The 18,561-nt window shown below is 54.3% G+C and carries 10 protein-coding genes; 5 read left to right on the top strand and 5 right to left on the bottom strand.

Translation table 11 applies throughout. The annotated features are described in order from the left end of the window. The coding region (locus tag VK738_09375; GenBank protein HTD22851.1) for an FG-GAP-like repeat-containing protein at window positions 1–2,684 on the bottom strand (2,684 nt) is incomplete at its 3' end. 234 nt (window positions 2,685–2,918) lie between these two features. On the opposite strand from VK738_09375, the gene VK738_09370 reads away from it, so the two are divergent. The 5 genes from VK738_09370 to VK738_09350 all read left to right on the top strand — a co-directional run bounded on the left by VK738_09370 (window position 2,919) and on the right by VK738_09350 (window position 13,107). Continuing rightward, complete coding sequence (locus tag VK738_09370) at window positions 2,919–5,831, top strand: tetratricopeptide repeat protein (protein HTD22850.1); 2,913 nt, start codon at window positions 2,919–2,921, stop codon at window positions 5,829–5,831. Next, window positions 5,828–7,579: a CRTAC1 family protein gene (locus VK738_09365; protein HTD22849.1), complete on the top strand. Its 1,752-nt coding sequence runs from the start codon at window positions 5,828–5,830 to the stop codon at window positions 7,577–7,579. Before VK738_09370 ends, VK738_09365 begins: the two co-directional genes overlap by 4 nt. Window positions 7,580–7,781: 202 nt before the next feature. After that, a complete protein-coding gene (locus tag VK738_09360; protein HTD22848.1) occupies window positions 7,782–8,318 on the top strand; it encodes a TlpA disulfide reductase family protein in 537 nt (178 codons plus the stop codon). A 128-nt stretch (window positions 8,319–8,446) separates the two neighbouring features. Further along, window positions 8,447–9,514 (top strand): hypothetical protein, encoded by a 1,068-nt coding sequence (locus VK738_09355; protein ID HTD22847.1) that lies wholly within the window; start codon window positions 8,447–8,449, stop codon window positions 9,512–9,514. Window positions 9,515–9,720: 206 nt separating this feature from the next. Beyond that, the gene (locus VK738_09350) at window positions 9,721–13,107 is read left to right on the top strand and encodes a carboxypeptidase regulatory-like domain-containing protein (protein HTD22846.1); all 3,387 of its coding nucleotides are present in this window, start codon (window positions 9,721–9,723) and stop codon (window positions 13,105–13,107) included. Window positions 13,108–13,446: 339 nt separating this feature from the next. On the opposite strand, the gene VK738_09345 is transcribed toward VK738_09350, so the two are convergent. From VK738_09345 to VK738_09330, 4 genes are read right to left on the bottom strand one after another with little or no spacing between them, the layout of a single operon-like run. Then, on the bottom strand, window positions 13,447–14,586 hold the full coding sequence (locus VK738_09345; protein ID HTD22845.1) for a DegT/DnrJ/EryC1/StrS family aminotransferase: 1,140 nt from the start codon (window positions 14,584–14,586) through the stop codon (window positions 13,447–13,449). Window positions 14,587–14,591: 5 nt separating this feature from the next. After that, complete coding sequence (gene neuC / locus VK738_09340) at window positions 14,592–15,749, bottom strand: UDP-N-acetylglucosamine 2-epimerase (GenBank protein HTD22844.1); 1,158 nt, start codon at window positions 15,747–15,749, stop codon at window positions 14,592–14,594. A gap of 8 nt (window positions 15,750–15,757) precedes the next feature. After that, entirely contained in the window at window positions 15,758–16,870 is a 1,113-nt protein-coding gene (locus tag VK738_09335; GenBank protein HTD22843.1) for a polysaccharide biosynthesis protein, read from the bottom strand. Between the two features lie 42 nt (window positions 16,871–16,912). After that, on the bottom strand, window positions 16,913–18,355 hold the full coding sequence (locus VK738_09330; protein ID HTD22842.1) for an amidase: 1,443 nt from the start codon (window positions 18,353–18,355) through the stop codon (window positions 16,913–16,915). Window positions 18,356–18,561: the final 206 nt, after the last annotated feature.

The raw sequence follows: 18,561 nt of genomic DNA, 5'->3' as shown, positions 1-18,561 counted from the left end.
TACATGGAGTTCGCCATGAAGTATTCGATATAACCGTACATTAAGAGCCGGAGCGGCCCACCCTGATAGGGGGATGGCAACTCAATCTCCAGGGAATGCGGCCGGGTGAATCCCTTGTAAGGCAAGAGCTCAAAATCGGCGAGATAATTGCGATCTCGCTTGCTGAGCAGTTCCAGAACGTCGTTGCCAAGGTCGTCCCAGGCCCCGGCAGGTGGACGTGCATTGCGGCTGGCAATCACCTTGAATTCAGGAAAGGGAGGGTTGCTCGCGAAATACTCGTTGGGATAGACCTCTAAATCCGCCGGATGATCAATTGCAAGCAGCCGTGCCTGGTCAAGATAGACGACCTCTTCCATCGGCTCCATGAAGCGGAAACTTAAAAGGCCATTACGTGGTCGAACGAGTTCGCCATTTACTTTTATATATTCAGTGGAATCGGGAATGTTGCGTTCTCCCGGCCCTACCCAGTGGCCGAGCACTCCGGCGCCGATCATATCTGCAATAAAACGATAGCGTGTGCCATCCCAGGCAAAGAGCAGGGGACAGGAGCTGCCCCTTCGGTCAATTTCACTAATCTTATGAGCCCTGTTGGCGGCCAATTCAACTTCATCCTGCACCACGCCCGTTGGCCAGAGCAAGCGTACGGTGTCAACGTGAGCTTCCTTCCCCAGGCCAACCAGCAAATCGGTTGAACTCTGGCTAAGATATCCGGAGCCACTGATCTCCCACTTCTGCCACAGCGTGCCGGCAAAGACCTCCACCTTGGTTCCAATGGCGCTCTTGTTATCAGCCAGTCCAGTAAGAGCGATGCGGAGAAAATGGTTCTGATTGCCACCATCATTGCGCAGGAGAACCGGGGGTGCATGGTCCTGAATGATGAGCAGATCGGCAGCGCCGTCTCCGTCAACATCGGCAGTAAGCAATGCGCGCGGAGAGGTCAGCTTTACGCTATCGAGACCAACATCGGTCGTGACATCTTTAAAACCCTGTGGTCCGAGGTTGCGGAACAGGCGTATTTCGCCGCGTCCATCTTTCGTTTCGCCCACCGCAGCGAGGTCAATCCAGCCGTCGTTGTCGTAGTCCAGGGCTACGATCCCCCAGGCTCGGCTCCAGTCCGGAAGTGGGAGCTTCACCTGCTCAACATTCTTGCCATTTTGATTTCGCCACAGCGTAATGCCAGGCGCGCCATCATGCGCGAGAGCTATATCCATCCAGTCATCTTTGTTGAAGTCCAGAGTCACGACAGCCACCACTGGCGCAAGTTCGGTCTGCGGCCATAAATCGGTCGCGACCCACTTACCCTCACGTGGATTCAAGAACAATTCGGGCTTCGGGCTGGAGGCGGAGACTAAGTCAATCGCACGATCATTATTAAAATCGGTTGGCGTGATTCCGTAACTGACCGCGTTTGCCGCGAGACCAGTTTCAGCAGTGACTTCAGTAAATGTGCTGTTGCCATTGTTCCGCCACAGAACGCTCTTGCCGGCTTCGCTGCTGGATACATAGAGGTCAATGTCACCATCGTGATCGTAGTCAACAAACGTCAGGCCAACTGGATGACTCTGCATATGGATGCCCACGGCATCGGTTACATTCTTCAGCGTTCCATCTCCTTCGTTGTGGAGAATCAAGACTTGCTCCGGCGTGCTGAGAGCCAGGTCGGTATGGCCGTCATTGTCATAATCGCCCGCGGCGCAGGCAATTCCATGCCATGCAGGATCAACTCCTGCCTTTCGAGTAATGTCTTCAAATTTTCCGTTGCCCAGATTATGGAAAAGAGCTGCGCCTCCCAACGGGCCGCCATTGGCAATAAAAAGATCAGGGTGTCCATCGTTGTCGAGATCAAAGAAGCAGGCGCCAGAGCCCAGTTGGCTGGGTTTCGCGTCGGTTGCGGGCGGAAAGAAAGCCAGGCCGGCATCTCGCGTGGCATCAGTGAAGCGGACTCGGATGGGTGTTGCAGAAGGCGCTGCGGCGTTGCCAGCCTGCACGGCAAGTGAGAGCCTGCCTTGATCGCCGTAAACCAGGCTCATAGGCGAGCCCAATTTGGTTTGGGTCAAGTGCTGAAAACGCGCGAGATGTTCACGCGCCTTCTCGCTATCGCCGGTGCGCTGAAACGCGCGGGAGAGCCCAAACTCAGCTGAGACATGGAACTGATTGAGCTCAAGGGCGTGCTGAAATGCGGTAATGGCCTCTTTCTGTTCTCCGGCTTGAGAAAACACGACGCCCAGAAAGTAAAAGACGTTGGGATCGTCAGGCTCAAGCTTAGCGACACGTTGGAACGCTTCGAGCGCCTTTTGCGCGTCCCCTTGATTCTTGTAGATAAGTCCGATGTTATACCAGGCGCGCGCGTTGCTGGGAGCAGTTTTGGTGATCCCCTCCAGTACGAAAAGTGCAGGACGATATTGCTGCAAGTTCAGCAAAGCAATACCCTGATTCACCCTGGCTGCTTCCAGTCTCGGATCAAGCAGCGCTGCTCGCCGGAAAAGCTCCAACGCGTGTTTGAACTGCTGCTGGTTCATATAAGCCGTGCCTAGATTGTTGGCATGAAGGGCTTCGGCGCTGCGGTCTGGCGCTTTTGCAGGACTGTTTTTAATGGCTGTATTTTTGACCGAACGTTGAGGTGCTTCGGCAGCGGAAGCAATCGAGATTGCCAGCAGAGAGAAGAGGAGAAATGATCTTGTCATTGATAGATTTTCGAATGACCGGAGTTTACCTGGTTCCTGGCCCAATCTTAACACTCCTCGGAGAAGTGAAGCCTGCCTGGATTCTTCCCGGGGTTACTCTGCGGGCCTCTAGTATTTTTATACTATTGTCCCCCAAGTCATCCTCGGGCTATATTCGCCAGCTTGGTATAGTAACAATCCGCTTCTGTGATTGCCTCATCGGGAGGTTTTCTGACTTGGGTATGAGGGTAGTTCGTGTCCAATAAGTCGGGTTCATCTTCGTCTTCATCTTCATCTTGGCGCAAGCTGTCGGTGCTGATCATTCTCCTGTTCGTCAGCGCCGTTTATCTTTATGTTTTTCCATCGCCTACGCTCACTTACATCGCGATCGTGTTGCTGCATGCGGGTCTTGGCATCCTTGCTGCTCTTTTCCTTATTCCGAAAATACGCCATATTTTTTCGCCACAAAACTTCAAGCTGCACGCTGGATGGATGCTCATCACCTTGGGCGCTGGGTTAGGAATTGTTCTTCTGTTTACAGGCACGGCGCATTCGCACTGGAACTGGATGTATGCGCACATCGCATTTTCCGTGGCGGGAGTTGCGGTTCTGGCCGCGCGCTGGGTGGGATCGAAGGGTTGGCTCGCAGGTGGAAATGCCATGGCGGCATTCCGTCTCGCGTTGTTTCTTGGTTTGGCTGCGGCTTTAGGTTTTGGTGGATTGAAGATACGCGAAGGACTCTGGCTGAGCGCTCACCAGATCAGCAATCCTGCATCACCGCCAATCAGCATGGATGGAGAAGGCGACGGTCCCAATGGCCCCTTCTTTCCCAGTTCGGCGCAAACCGCCCACAAAGGAAAAATTCCGAGCAACTACTTCATGGAGTCTGATGCCTGCCAGCGTTGCCACAGTGACATCTTTAGGCAATGGTCTGGCTCAATGCACCATTTTTCATCTTTTAACAATCAGTGGTACCGGAAGAGCGTTGAGTACATGCAAGACGTGGTTGGCGTGAAGCCCTCAAAATGGTGCGCCGGCTGTCATGATCCGGCACTGCTTTACAGCGGGATGTTTGATACTCCGATCAAGCAAATCGTGAACCGGCCAGAGGCGCAGGCAGGATTGGGCTGCATGATGTGCCATTCCATCTCTCAGGTGAAGAGCACCATGGGTCAAGGGGACTTCATGCTGGAATATCCAAAACTACATGAACTTGCCGCCAGCAAAAATCCGGCCATACGTTGGGTCCACGACTATGTAGTCAATTTGAATCCCGAGCCGCATCGCCGGGTGTTTTTGAAACCCTTCATGCGGACGCAGACGGCGGAGTTCTGTTCAAGTTGCCACAAAGTTCACCTGGATATCCCGGTGAACCACTATCGCTGGATTCGCGGCTTCAACGAATATGACAATTGGCAAGCCAGCGGAGTCTCAGGGTTTGGGGCCCGTTCGTTTTATTATCCGCCCAAGCCCCAGCAGTGCGCTGACTGCCACATGCCGACGGTGAAATCAGCCGACGCCGGCGCAGTCAATGGGTTTGTACATTCGCATGCTTTTCCAGGCGCCAATACCGCTGTGCCGACTGCGAATGAAGATCCCGCACAGCTCAAACTCACGGAAGACTTTATGAAAGGCACGGTCTCCGTGGACATTTTTGCCATCTCTGCCGCTCCCTCAAAAAGCGGAGGAGCAGCGCTTCCATCCTCGGAGTTGGCCACCTCATTCGCGGTCGGCGAGGAAACCGAGACCTCCACACCCCAGGCCGGTGGGGGAACGGTATCGCCGGTTAGCGCTCCTCTGAACCGGATTAATCCGACAGTCCGGCGCGGAGATACGGTTTTGGTCGATGTGGTTGTGCGTACCCGCAAAGTCGGCCACTTCTTCCCCGGAGGCACGGTGGATGCCTATGACACCTGGCTGGAGTTGAAGGCAACCGACGATAAAGATCGAGTTATTTTCTGGAGCGGAAAGGTCGAAGACGATGGAAAGGGTCCGGTGGAAAAGGGCGCACACTTCTACCGCTCGCTCCTGGTGGATGCGCACGGCAACGCCATCAACAAACGCAATGCCTGGGCAAACCGCGCTGTGGTTTATGTCCGCTTGATCCCACCCGGGGCGGCTGATACGGTCCACTACCGTTTGAAGGTCCCGCAATATGCCGGCGACAAGATTAAACTTCACGCCCAGCTCTGCTACCGAAAATTTGCCTGGTGGAATACACAGTTTTCTTTTGCCGGTGTACCCGATCCCAAAGTATCGCAGCCGCCAACGACACCTGACTATGATGACCGGAGCTTTGTTTTCACAGGTGATACTTCGAACGTTTCCGGCAAGCTCAAGCACATTCCCGATTTGCCCATTGTCGCCCTTTCGGAAGACGAGGTCATGGTGACAGTATTGCCAGCGAACGCTGTCGGTACGCAACCCAAGATTGACTTGCGAGCCGAGGATTGGACACGCTGGAATGACTATGGCATTGGCTTGTTCCTGCAAGGCGATCTCAAGGGCGCGCAACAGGCCTTTGAACAAATAACAAAAATCGATTCAGGCAACCCGGACGGATGGGTCAATCTAGGCCGCGTAGCAGTTCAGGAAGGCGACATGGAGCGCGCCCGCCAGGTCCTGGAAAAGGCGCTGCAACTCAAACCCGATCTGGCACGTGCTAACTACTTCTTTGCCCGCGTATTGCGCACCGAAGGCAAATACGACGAAGCCGTTGCTCATTTGAATACTATGCTGGCGCAATATCCGCATGACCGCGTTGCACGCAATGACCTGGGCAGACTCTACTTCCTGCAGCGCAAGTACAGTGATGCCATTGCTGAGTTGCAACAGGTGCTCAGCATTGATCCTGAGGACCTTCAGGCACACTACAATCTCATGCTCTGCTACCAGGGCTTGGGCGAAGCAGAGAAAGCAAAGCATGAGCAGACGCTTTATTTGCGCTTTAAGGCCGATGAATCCGCCCAAGCTCTTACCGGCACATACCGGCAGCTTCATCCTGAGGATAACAACGAACGTCAGGCGATCCACGTGCACGACTCGGTCCCATTAACGCCTGCAAGCATCGCGCCTCCGCCTCGTACCGCGGGACTTCAGGGCTTAAAACGAACAGGCAATGGAGAGGTTGACCTGCAAAAACTCTCACTCCCCAAAGGAAGAAAATGATATCGACCAAGTTGAAGTTTCCGTTCACGGTGCTGTTCTTGAGTTTTGTTTACGTGGTGGCCAACCTGTTGTCTTTTGCCCAGACGCCACCGGGAGCCGTTCATTTCACGGACATTACTCAATCTGCTGGAATCCGCTTCATTCATAACAACGGTGCTTTTGGCGGAAAGTATCTTCCTGAAACCCTGGGGCCGGGCTGCGCATTCATTGACTACGACGGCGACGGCTATCCCGACATCTTATTGATAAACGGGGAAGACTGGTCTGGGCATCATCATGCTGCATCCACACTCAAGCTCTATCACAATAATCGTAACGGCACATTTACCGACGTTACGGCCAAGGCCGGGCTGGCGGTCAGCATGTACGGAATGGGCGTGGCCATTGGAGACTATGACAACGATGGCCATGACGACATCTTTATAAGCGCTCTCGGTCAAAGCCGGTTGTTTCACAACAATGGCAACGGAACATTTACCGACGTCACCACCAGCGCCGGCCTCTCCGGTATCCATGAGTTCAGCACCGGTGCTGTCTGGGTTGACTATGATCGCGACGGCAAACTGGACTTGCTGGTTGCCAATTACGTTCAGTGGACCCCGGAGACGGATCTGCGTTGTACGCTCGATGGGTCGCACAAATCCTACTGCACGCCGGAATCTTACAAGGGTGCCTCGGTACGGCTGTGGCACAACCTGGGAAACGGCAAGTTTGAAGATGCAACCAAAAAAGCAGGTCTTTACGATCCCACGTCGAAGGGGCTCGGCATTGCTATTCTCGACTACAACAATGACGGCTGGCCTGATCTGCTTGTGGCCAACGATACGCAACCGAACAAGCTTTACAAGAACAACGGCAATGGAACGTTTACCGAGAGCGCAGTTACAGCAGGCATTGCGTTCAGTGAAGACGGCATCGCACGCGCCGGAATGGGCGTGGATGCCGTTGACTACGACCGCTCCGGCCGGCCCAGCATCATCATCAGCAATTTTTCGAACCAGATGATGTCGCTCTACCACAACGAGGGCAATGGGCTTTTTGTGGATGAAGCGCCCCGCTCCTCCATCGGTCAGAACTCGCTGCTTACCCTTGGTTTTGCCTGCTTCTTTTTCGATTACGATCTGGATGGCTGGCCGGATATTTTCGTCGCCAACGGCCACATCGACAGCGACATTGAGCGAATCCAGAAGCGCATCAAGTATCGCCAGCCGCCGCATCTATTTCGCAACCTGGGTGGCGGCAAGTTTGAAGAGGTCACGGCTGCAATGGGCACAGCCTTCGACTCCCCTCGCGTGGCGCGTGGCGCCGCGTATGCGGACATAGATAATGACGGTGACCTTGATCTGCTGATTACTACCAATGCCGGCCCGGCGCTTCTCTTCCGAAACGATGGCGGTAACAGGAACCATGCCTTGCGAGTGAAGCTGCAAGGCACGCGTTCGAACCGGGATGGCATCGGGGCGGTTGTCCGCATCGAATACGAAGGTGAAAAACAGTGGCAGATGATGCGCAGCGGTTCCAGCTATCTTTCCCAAAGCGAAATGGTACTGACGTTTGGCTTAGGTCAGAAAACTAACGTCTCTTCCGTCCAAATCGAATGGCCAAGTGGGCAGACAGACAAACTCTCGAAGGTTGCAGCCGACCAAACCATCACGGTCCAAGAAGGCAAGGGAATAATATCTGCGAAGAAGTTCTCTAACACGACCATGACCGGGCAAAAGACCGTTGTGGCTCGAAACTCTCGTTGAGGTAATTTCTGGCTAGCTGGTTGGCCGCCGATTACAAACAGGGACCTACTAGTCTTTTTATACTATTGTCCTTTTCCATCGGGTTCTTTACACTTCCGGAACTCGGTGCCTTTAGCGCGCATGGGTACAGCATTCAGGATCAGCGACAAACCAACCGCTTCCTTGGCTGGACAAAAAATTTCAACTCGGAGGTGAGGCACAAATGCGTTTTCCAAATACAGGCGCGAAGCTGCTTCTTCCGCTGGTCTTGCTGATGACCGCCGCTGCGGCATCGGGCCGGGCAGAATTGTCGCTGAAAGATCTGAAGGGCAAGCGCGCGCGCCTTGACGATTATCGCGGCAAGATTGTGGTATTGAACTTCTGGGCCACATGGTGTGGGCCCTGCAAAGACGAAATGCCGCGTCTGGTTGAGGCCGAGAAAGAATATAGCGGCCGCGGAGTCGTCTTCGTGGCGGCATCGCTGGATGACAAAAAAGCGCATGACAAGATTGCGGTTTTCGTCAACGAGCATCAGGTTGGCTTCCCAATTTGGGTGGGCGCAACCACGGATGACTTAGACAGGCTGGGAATGGGGCCAGGCCTTCCGGCAACCGCTTTTGTTGATGAGCAAGGTAATGTTGTCGCCCGCGTGCTCGGAGAAGTACGCCAGCAAGAACTAGCCGAGCGGCTCGATTGGCTGGTTCGGGGACGGACCGGAGCCCAGCCGGCGGTACTAGTGAACCATTTGGGTGATAAATGATTGCCTGGCACAAACGCGAGCACGTGGTTGGTGCCCTGGCGGCGCTAAGCCAACCCGCCCGGTGGGTTCCATCGCTTTTTCTGGTGATGCTTTGCCTCAGCTCTGTGCGTGCCTCCGGACAGGGTTGAGTGGCCGCACGTTCTAGCGCGCCCGTGATTGGCGCGTTGTGCGGTACTTCAAATCCGAACGAGAGCTCCAGCACCTCTTCCAAGGATACGGCGAGCGAGAGCGGCCCCTTTTCCGCCCATCATTGGTCCATTTCCACTGGCTACCGCTACCAGCGCTCCCACCGCCACTTCGTGGGTACCACCGAGCAGACCCAGCGCGAGAAGCTGGGCACCGAGGTGGTGAACGACATCAATCTCTTCGATGTTGGTCTGACTTACAAGTTCAACCCGCGCTGGAGCATAACCTTGAGCGTGCCCATCATGAATGCCAAACGCATCTATGACCACGAGCTCTTTAAAGTTTTTCTCCACATTCCCAATGCCCCTGATCAGGTTACCCACAGTACAGGCATTGGTGATGTAGGCCTCTCGGCGCAGTTCTGGGTGATTCGACCTCCCAGCGAAACTGGACACAACCTTGCATTTTCTTTTGGCACTGTCTTTCCAACCGGAGATTACCGCGTTAAGGATACGGTCCAGACCGTTACCGGCCCGCAAACGGTTTACGTGGATCAATCGATCCAACTCGGCGCTGGAGGCTATGGCATTAGCTTAGGAAGCCAAGCGTATCAACGAGTGGGCCGAGCGGTCCTCTATGCTTCCGGCACCTATCTGATCACGCCGCAAGAGAGCAATGGGACACCGAATGCCTCGCTTGCTGGTGTGAAGATAGCTCCCAATCCGCTGACCTCGACCATGTCCATCCCCGACCAGTATTTGGCGGATGGCGGCGTGGCTTATCCTTTTCCCGGAGTGCGAGGGCTGGCGGTCAAGGCCGGCCTTCGCTATGAGGGGGTCAAAGTCAGGGACCTCATCGGTGGCAGCCTTGGCTTCCGCCGGCCTGGTTACGCGCTTTCGGTTGAACCCGGCTTCCAATATGAACGGGCAAAAGATACCTGGAGCCTCAACGTTCCCATCGCGGTTCAGCGCAATCGAAAGCGCAGCGTGCCCGATCTGCTCCAGGGCAAGGCGGGGGACGCGGCTTTCGCCGACTACCTGATTACCGTTGGCTATTCGCGCTCGTTCTGAGAGCGGGATCCGCGGACCTCACGCAAAAGTCCCCGGCTGGTTGTAAACAGAGACCCACTAGTCTTTTTATACTATTGTCCTTCTCCATCGTGTTCTTTACACTTCCGGAACTCGGTGCCTTTGGCGCGCCTGGGTACAGCATTCAGGATCAACGACAAACATGCCTTCATCCTAGTTGCACAAGAAATTTCAATTGAGAGGTTGCCGTGTTTCAAAAACTACTTCTGTTCGGGCTCCTGATCGTGTCTCTTTCGGCTTTGGGTCAAAGCAATTACGCCGTACTTAACGGCAGCGTGACCGATCCTGAGTCTCGTTCTGTCGCGGGCGCGACCATCGAGCTGGCAGCGTCAAGTACGGGGGCGATCCGCCGCGTACTCAGCAACCAGCAAGGTCTTTTCGAAGTCTCCGGTCTCTCGCCTGATGAGTACACGATGAAGGTGACGGCACATGGATTTGCGCCGCTGACCAAAACTGTGCGGCTGGAAGTGGCGCAAAAAATGACGATCAACGCTGCCCTGACGATCGAGCCGGTTAAGGAGTCACTCGAAGTGACCGCCAGGGAGGTACTCAAGACAACTGACGCCAGCCTGGGCGAAGTGGTCGAGCCGCGGTCGGTACGGGAACTGCCACTCAACGGCCGCATGCTCATTGATCTGGTGCTGACCGTGCCGGGCGCACACGTAAGTCATGGCGCGCAGGCCGGTGATATGAATCCGCTGTATTGGCGTCCGGGACAACGCTCGGCGGTCAGCGTTGGCGGCAACCGGCCTAACGCAAATTACTTTCTGCTGGATGGAGTCACCGACACCGATCCCACGTTCAACACGTTGAACTTGAGTCCTGTTCCCGATGCCGTGCAGGAATTCAAGGTACAGACGGGAAGTTACTCCGCTGAAATGGGAGGGGCTGGCGGCGGGCAAGTGAACATCGTGACGCGTTCCGGTTCGAACCATTTACACGGAACCGTATATGAATTTCTGCGGAACGGCGCGATGGACGCACACACATTTAACGCCATGGGCAGCAACCATCTCGTGCAAAATAATTTTGGCGGTTCTCTCGGCGGTCCCATCGGCCACCAAAAGACCTTCTTTTTCGCAAACTTTGAAGGTTTTCGCCATGCCATGGCCGATACGATGATTGATACCGTCCCTACGATGATGGAAGCGAGCGGGGATTTCAGCATGAGTGGCACAACGATTTACAACCCTTTCAGCGCTCATCCAAATCCCAGCTTCAATCCTTCCAAGCCGATTAGCCCCAGCAACCCGCAAATTATCCGTGATCCTTTCCCCGACAACGTGATCCCACAGAACCTCATCAACCCTGCCGCCCAGATGTTTCTGCAGAAATACGTGCCCAATCCTAATGGCGATATGGGAATGGGGATGATGGCCATGTCGGGTTGCGGGATGACGATGATGGGAGCGCCCACCTTGGTGGGGACGGGTACCGACTGCAACAATTTCACCGACGTGCGCAACGAACTCCACATTACCAATCAGGGAACAGCCCGGGTCGATCATATCTTCGACGGGGGCGATAGCCTTACTGCGCGGTATTCACTGAGCGCCGAAAACGGATTCACGCCAGAGAACCTGCCTGGCTTCGGCTCCAATCACGACAATTTTTCCCAGAATGGCAGTGTTGCCTGGAACCGGGTCATCAGCCCCAGAATGGTGAACATGGCCGCGATCACGGTCTCCAGACTTTCCATGGACCGCACTGAACAGAACGCCAACGTGAACGACATCGTGACCCAGCTTGGTATTCAAGGCGTTGGTTTTGGCGGCGCGGGGGCCTTCGGGGCACCGTATTTCAATGTCCAGGGCTTCTCTCCCATGGGTGACACATATGCCGCGACGCCCGTGCATTCCTGGGACACGATCATCGAGGGACGCGAGCAGTTGAGCTGGCAACGCGGACGCCATGCCCTGAAGTTCGGCGGCAGCTACCGCCGCTATATTTGGCCGATGTGGGGATTTTTTCAGAACCGCGGTTACTACCAGTTCACGAACGGCTACACATCGCAAACCGCCACCAATGACAACACCGGTTCGGCCCTTGCCAGCTTCCTGCTTGGGTTGCCGGCAGTGAAACAACGCCAGGCGGGCATTCCGCAAATGCAACTTCGCCAGTGGTATGCGGATGCTTACGTGCAAGACAGCTTCCAACTGACGCACACAACCACGGTGGAGATGGGCCTTCGCTACGAGTACATGAATCCACTGGTGGATATCAAGTTCACCAACTCCAACCTCATTTTCCAGAATGGTGTTCCCAGCGCCTTTATAGGCGGGCAGCAAGGCTTTCCCGGCAGCCTGAAATATCCGAATCCCCATAACTTCGCCCCGCGGATGGGCATTTCACAAGCTATTCCCAAAATGGGTTTGGTGCTCCACACTTCATTCGGTATTTTCTTTACGCCCGTGGATATGAATACCTGGTGCAACCAACGCCACAACGTTCCGAACGTTTTCCCGGAAACCCAGCAGAGCGACAATTTTATTCCTCCGGCCACGCTCATCGCGTCGGGCTTTAACTTCGGGCCGCCTGTGCTGGGAAAGACCACGGTCAGTTTCACCTCCATGGACCCGCACGCACCTTCACAATACATCGAGCAGTGGAGCCTTTCGGTGGAGAAAAGCATAGGACGCCAGACAACGCTGGAACTGGGATACCTTGGGAACCACGGCGTGCACCTGCAACGCGCGCATCTGATCAACAATGCTCCGCCGGGGCCGGGGCCCATTGGGCCGCGGCGTCCTTTCAAGACGATCAGCTTCGTGCCCGGGACTATTCTGCCACCAGGCGTGAACGCAATCAGCACGACTTTCCCGGTGAGCACGATCAACTTACTGGAGAACACAGCGCAGAGTTGGTATGACGCCGGTTACGTCAATGTCCGCCGCCGCTACGCGCGCGGATTGACCTTCCTCGCCAACTACACGTGGTCTAAAAGCCTGAGCAATGCACCTGACTTTCGCTCGCCCATGTTTGAATCGTCCATTCCGCAGAACAACAGCAATCTGACTGCGGAAAAAGGTCCGGCCTGCGATGTGCGCCACCGTTTCGCACTCAGCGCGGTTTATGACATTCCTACCCTGCATTCCAACAACATATTGCAGGCAGCTACAAAGGACTGGCATTTCTCAACTCTTTACCAGATACAGACAGGGTTTCCGTTTACCATTTCCGTGTTTGGTGACACGGCCAATTCCGGCACCGTGTTGGGCGAGAACCCAATTCGCGCCAACGCCACGGGCCAGCCGATCTTCGTGCCCGGAACGCGCACAGCGAGTGGTTGGTTTAATACAGCCGCTTTCACTGCGCCCCCGGCTTTCGCTTTTGGAAACGTTGGCCGGAACTCGGTCTATGGCCCTGGCCTGCAGACACTTGATTTTGCCGTGGTCCGCGATTTCAACCTGGGAGAGAAAACGAAGTTTCAGTTCCGCAGCGAGTTCTTCAATGCGCTTAACCATACGAATCTTGGCACGCCAGATCGTTTCGTGAATACACCGCAATTTGGCACGATTACAGAAGCCACAACACCGGGCCGGCAAATTCAGTTGAGCGCAAGGGTTTCTTTCTAGGACAAACAGTGCCGCGAAAGTTGCGATTGAATAGGTATTCGTTCTGCAGGTAATAGCGCTTGCTTTACCTGCAGGCCGGTTTTTTGTAATCTGAATCCCTGCGCCAGGCCATGCCTTTCCATAGAGACGAAGAATCCAACATTTTGGCTTCGTGCTATGAGTCCTTGCTGGAGAGCCGACGAGAGTATCTAAGGAAAATTGAAGAGGTTGTAATTTCGCACATTCAGAGCGCCGAGTCTCTGCTGGATGTCGGCGCCGGAAGGCACTCGCATCTTGCGCATTGCCGAGGCCGCCATGCAAGTCGCCACTCTTCGGAAATCTTCTGTATCAACTGGTAGCCTAAGCCTCGCCTCCGGGCGAAGTCTGATGAGACAGTGCTTCGTTGAGAGAGGCGCAGACGTATTCAATTTGATTTTCGTCCAGCGAATTGAAGAAAGGCAGGCAGAGCAATCTTTCGGCGATGGAAACAGTTTGGGAGAGGTCTCCGCAGCGAAAAGGGAAGACGCGCATGACGGGCTGCAAATGTGCAGGGGGAAAATATCGTCCACACTCGATTCCGCCCTGCTTCAATCTTTCCCATATATCGTCACGGTCGCGCTGGTGAAAACCTTTTGCAAGAAGTATTGGATAGGTGAACCAACTGATTCGTTGGTCTTTTGATTCTTTGGTGTAAAGCGTAAGACTCGCATTGCTTCTGAGCCTGTTCTCGTAGCTTCTGGCGAGCGCTTCACGCGTGCTTAGGGTCTGCTCTATTCTCGAAAGCTGTTGCAGGCCAAGCGCGCAGTTTATCTCTGAAAGCCTGTAGCTATATCCGGCTTCGATATGTTGGAACCATTCCCGCGAAGGTTGCCGCCCCTGATTACGCAAGCGTCGAAACGTCTCCGCGCACGCTGCTGAATTGGTGACCAGGGCTCCGCCTTCACCCGTAGTCATCTGTTTATTGGGATAAAAAGCGAAGATTCCAATGTCGCCCAGCGTGCCGGTTTTTCTGCCGTTGATCTCGGCCCCGATTGCCTCACAGGCATCTTCAATTACGTAAAGAGAGTGATGCCGGGCAAAATCAACAATCTCACCGGCCTGGGCAGGATAGCCAAAGGTGTGGGCCACAATGATGGCCTTGGTTCTCGCGCTGAGAGCCGCTCCGAGTTTGGCAGGGTCAATATTGAACGTATTTGGGCGAATATCGACGAAGACCGGTACCGCTCTTTCGTTGAGGACCGCATTTGTGACCGCCATGAAACTGAAAGAGGGCAAAATCACCTCGTCGCCTTCCTTGATGCCCAGGGTCCGCAGGGCAAGCTGAAGCGCACTGGTGCCGGAATTTACGACGACCGCATGTGAGACCCCCAGATAAGCGGCAAGCGCTTCTTCAAATGCCGGCATAACGGGGCCCTGGCTCAGGCGGGATGAGCGCAAAACTTCGACAACCGCGGCAATATCCGATTCCAGGATTTCCGGCTTTGCGAGAGGTATCCTCATGGTATTCAATCGCAGCGAATTGGCACAGGTTCTTTCATCAGGAGGGATTCTGATAAGGAAACTGTCGAAAGGATTTGAGCGATCTTTTCTGAGGAATGTCCGTCACCGTAAGGATTCGTTAAGTCGCGCAAGGAAGCACGAAAATTGTCGGAAAGCGCGACATGAACAGCCCTTTCTATCTCATCCCGGCCGGGGGCACAATCGAGAACGTTGTTACCGTGCTCACGGCCTTTTTCGCGTATGCCGACATTGACTGCAGGCAGTTTGAAAGATGCAGCTTCCATGATTCCGCTGCTGGAATTCCCAACCATGGCAGTGAGAAACTGCAGCAAACTCAAATAAGTGACATGGTCTATGTTTGTGACGAACCTGTCATCAGGCCGTGATGCAATGAATCTGTGAATTCGTTGAAGAAGCTCACGGCTGCCGGCGTCTGCATTGGGACTGATAAATAACAATTTCTGGGGAAGCCGCTGCAGGGCCGCAAAGAGCTCATCGGCCTCGCAAACAGGATCGCGCAAGATAGTAACGGGATGGTAAATTACGGCAACGGTGCTTCCGTCGAGGGGAATTCCCAACCGATTTTCGACTTCTGCGCGGGTCAGCAGAACTCCCTTTGTAATGTGGTCCAGTGACGGGCTGCCTACGACATGCACGCGCCAGGCCTCTTCGCCCATGCTGATGACTCTTTTTCTGGACGTTTCAGTCGCAGTCAGATGTATGTGGCTCAATTTCGTAAGAGCGTTTCGCACGGCATCGTCAATGGCGCCAAGGCTGACGTCGCCGCCTTCAATATGAACAATGGGAATGCGCAAGGCCAAGGCAACCGACGCCGGAGCCAGCATTTCGTAACGGTCGGCGATCAAGAGAAGCAGGTCGGGGCGGAGCCTTGCGAAATAGTCGGCCAAGCCAAGAGTCGCCAGCCCGATCGTCTTGGCCATTCCCACGTCGCTATCGGAACTCAACAAACATTCAATGTTTTCGGTAAGGAAACCATCTGCGGTGATATTACTCAAAGTATTGCCGAATTCTGGAGAAAGATGCGACCCCATGGCCACGACAGTAAGCTCAACATCCGGTTTTTTCGCGAGTTCTCGAAAGACCCAGTACAGATGGGAATAATCGGCGCGTGAACTCGTCACAACTGTGATTTTTCGTTTCATTTCAGGTCTCAGACAAGATACCGCACCAAAGTTGAACTAGGGTGGAATTCGGGAACGAGCTTGAGCAGCAATTCGAGCAGGCCGTTTTTTCGGCGTGCCACTACCAGCTTCCGCAACTGGACTACATCGTGCATAAAGAGTTCCGGATCGAGGGTAGTACCGCAAACCTCATACACTTGGGCCAGTTCCGTGGTTTTGAGGTATTCGAAATCATAGGTAATCTGCTCGCACAATTTTTCTCCATCTCTCAAACCGATAGAGATCATCGGCCTGTTGTGATTTTCAACATCAAACCAACGTTGCAAAAAGCCGGCTAGCTCGATAATTTTTCTGGGCGCACCCATTTCCGGAAGCAGCAGCCGGGAGTTTCGGAGTGCCAGAGATTGAAGCAAAAATGATGCTCCCTCATGCATAGTGAGAAAGTATCTCGATGCATCCGAATGGGTTATTTCCAGAGGCAGTCGCTCTTGCAGATGCCGCAAAAAAATGGAAGCGACGCTGCCGGAACTTCCCAGCACATTTCCCAGCCGTAGAGATGTAATTCGCACTTCTGTCTGTTTGTGTGCCAGCAAAAAAAGTTCGGCAATCCGTTTTGAGACTCCTAAGACACTGGTGGGGTTGACCGCCTTGTCGGTGGAAATGTTCACAAAATGTTCAACGTTAAAGCGCGCGGCGATCTGCAGGAGTTCCGCGGTCCCCAAAGTGTTGTTTTCAAGAGCTGCAAAAGGATCTGATTCAAGCGGCACGAGGTGCTTGAGCGCGGCGGCATGGAAAATAACATGAGGTTGATGCCTGGTGAATATTTCTTCCAGCAGAACCTGATCAGAAATGTCTCCCTGGATGAACCAGACTTCCGGGAGGGTAATATCCCGTTGTTTGTATCTTTTATATAGGAGATCCAGATGGTCCTTTGACCGGTCAAGGAAAATGAGATTGTGTGAAGGCCCGGCCATCAGCAGGAGAGCAAGGGAGGAGCCAATGGAACCACCTGCACCTGTAATCAAGATCGTCTTTCCGGTAATAAGTTCACTCCAGTCAGAGACACGGGAAGGCCATGCTGGACGATGAAGAAACCCAGACCAGTCTATTTCCTGAACGGCAATTTGCGAGGCGGTAAGCATCGGGTACATTCTCTCAGACCAGTGGTGAACGCACGCTGTAGTTTATAACGGTGGTTCTTTCCATCCGAATTGCTTGTCCAAGACAGCGGCGACCGCCAGCACCTCGCTCTCTTTGTACGGACGTCCGATGATCTGAACCCCAATCGGTAGTCCTTCAGGAGATTTTCCAACCGGCACGACCGCCGCAGGGTTGCCCAGCAGGTTGTAATGCTGGCAATACGTCATAGTGCGCAGGTAGTCGGCAGCGTGGCTCGTGCCCCATCCGGCATCTTCGTGGCGAAACGCAGGAATCGAGCAGACAGGCGCCAGCAGAATAGGAAATGTTTCCATCTGCGTCAGCACACGAAATCGCACTTGGTCTCGTTCAATCAATGTGTGTAATAGCCGGTCACCGCTGAGCGGGGGTTGCAGGGCCGCCAAAGCAAGAAATTCTTTCGTATTGTCGCTGATTTCGTTTTCGCGGCCCTTGACCATCGGGTTTAAGACTAACGCGCTGGCTTCCACAAAAATCACAAACCATAGTTCGCGCGCGCGATCGAGTCCCTCTGGGCGGAAGGGTTCAACCGTGAACCCTGCTTCTTTTAGTGCTCGAGCGGCGGCGTGAACGGCAGCGCGGGTTTCAGGTGTAGGTGGGCTGAATCCGTCATCTTCGTAAAAGCCAATACGCAGCTTGTTTGCCTGAAGTTGATCTGCAAGCTCTAGAGCCACGGGTACGGAGGCAGGGTCTCCTGGATCGTAACCAGCCGTTACTTCAAACAGCAATCGCAGGTCTTCGACGGTCCGCGCCATTGGGCCTACAACCCCGATCAACGAAAACGGTCCGCCACACGGCGGATAATGGCCGGTGGCGGGGATTTGGCCAGGTGTGGGCTTGAGTCCGCAGATGCCGGAGAAGTGCGCTGGCACGCGGATCGAACCTCCACCATCGCTGCCAATTCCCGCAGCCGACATACAAGCTGAAATAGCGGCCGCCTCTCCTCCGCTGGAACCGCCAGGCGTGCGTGCCAAGTCCCATGGATTATTAGTTCGTCCTTGCAGTTCGTTTTCAGTGTGATAAGCCATCAGCACCTCAGGGGTGCTGGTATTGCCCAGCACAATGGCTCCCGCATGCTTGAGTCGTGCAACCAGCGTAGCGTCTTCGGCGGCAACATAGCCATCGCGCAAACGGCTTCCTGCCTCACAGCGCAGACCCTTGACGTCAACGCAAGATTTGATGCTGACCGGTACACCTAGCAAGGGCCTGGATTGCACGCCTTGCATAAGGGCCGTTTCTGCGCGGCGCGCCTCCACCCGTGCCTGTTCAATATTCAGGCAGGCAAAAGCGTTGATCTTGGGATTGAGCTGTTCGATGCGCTCAAGATGCGCCTCAACGACTTCAGCAGGTGAAAGTTGCTTTCGGCGGATCAAACGCGCCATTTCCGCCGCTGACAATTTGGTGATCGTCGAGGCAATGAGTGACGGCTTCTGCATGGCGTGGTAGTCCATAGTGAGCGCTTATTGTTCAGAGGATATTTGGATTCGAAGTAAAGGGTCAATATTGACACGGAGGATTTGGCTATGAAGGTGACTCTTTCGTTTTAACTGCAGACAGTGATAGCACTCTGGCGCTTGCCGGTCATGGTAGTCTTGAAGATTGCAGTCTACTACCTGTCCTTTCGTATGCGCGGGGAAATCACGACGCGAACAGTGAC

Source organism: Terriglobales bacterium (genome assembly GCA_035487355.1).
In the GTDB taxonomy this organism is placed as follows: Bacteria; Acidobacteriota; Terriglobia; order Terriglobales; family Acidobacteriaceae; genus QIAW01.
The sequence above is the reverse complement of the archived record's forward strand: the minus strand, read 5'-3'. Positions and strand labels throughout refer to the sequence as shown.

Excerpts from the sequence above, each read along its gene's own strand:
- VK738_09365 (HTD22849.1), top strand. The coding sequence starts at position 5,828 with ATGATATCGACCAAGTTGAAGTTTCCGTTCACGGTGCTGTTCTTGAGT.
- VK738_09360 (HTD22848.1), top strand. The coding sequence starts at position 7,782 with ATGCGTTTTCCAAATACAGGCGCGAAGCTGCTTCTTCCGCTGGTCTTG.
- VK738_09345 (HTD22845.1), bottom strand. The coding sequence starts at position 14,586 with ATGAGGATACCTCTCGCAAAGCCGGAAATCCTGGAATCGGATATTGCC.
- neuC (HTD22844.1), bottom strand. The coding sequence starts at position 15,749 with ATGAAACGAAAAATCACAGTTGTGACGAGTTCACGCGCCGATTATTCC.
- VK738_09335 (HTD22843.1), bottom strand. The coding sequence starts at position 16,870 with ATGCTTACCGCCTCGCAAATTGCCGTTCAGGAAATAGACTGGTCTGGG.
- VK738_09330 (HTD22842.1), bottom strand. The coding sequence starts at position 18,355 with ATGGACTACCACGCCATGCAGAAGCCGTCACTCATTGCCTCGACGATC.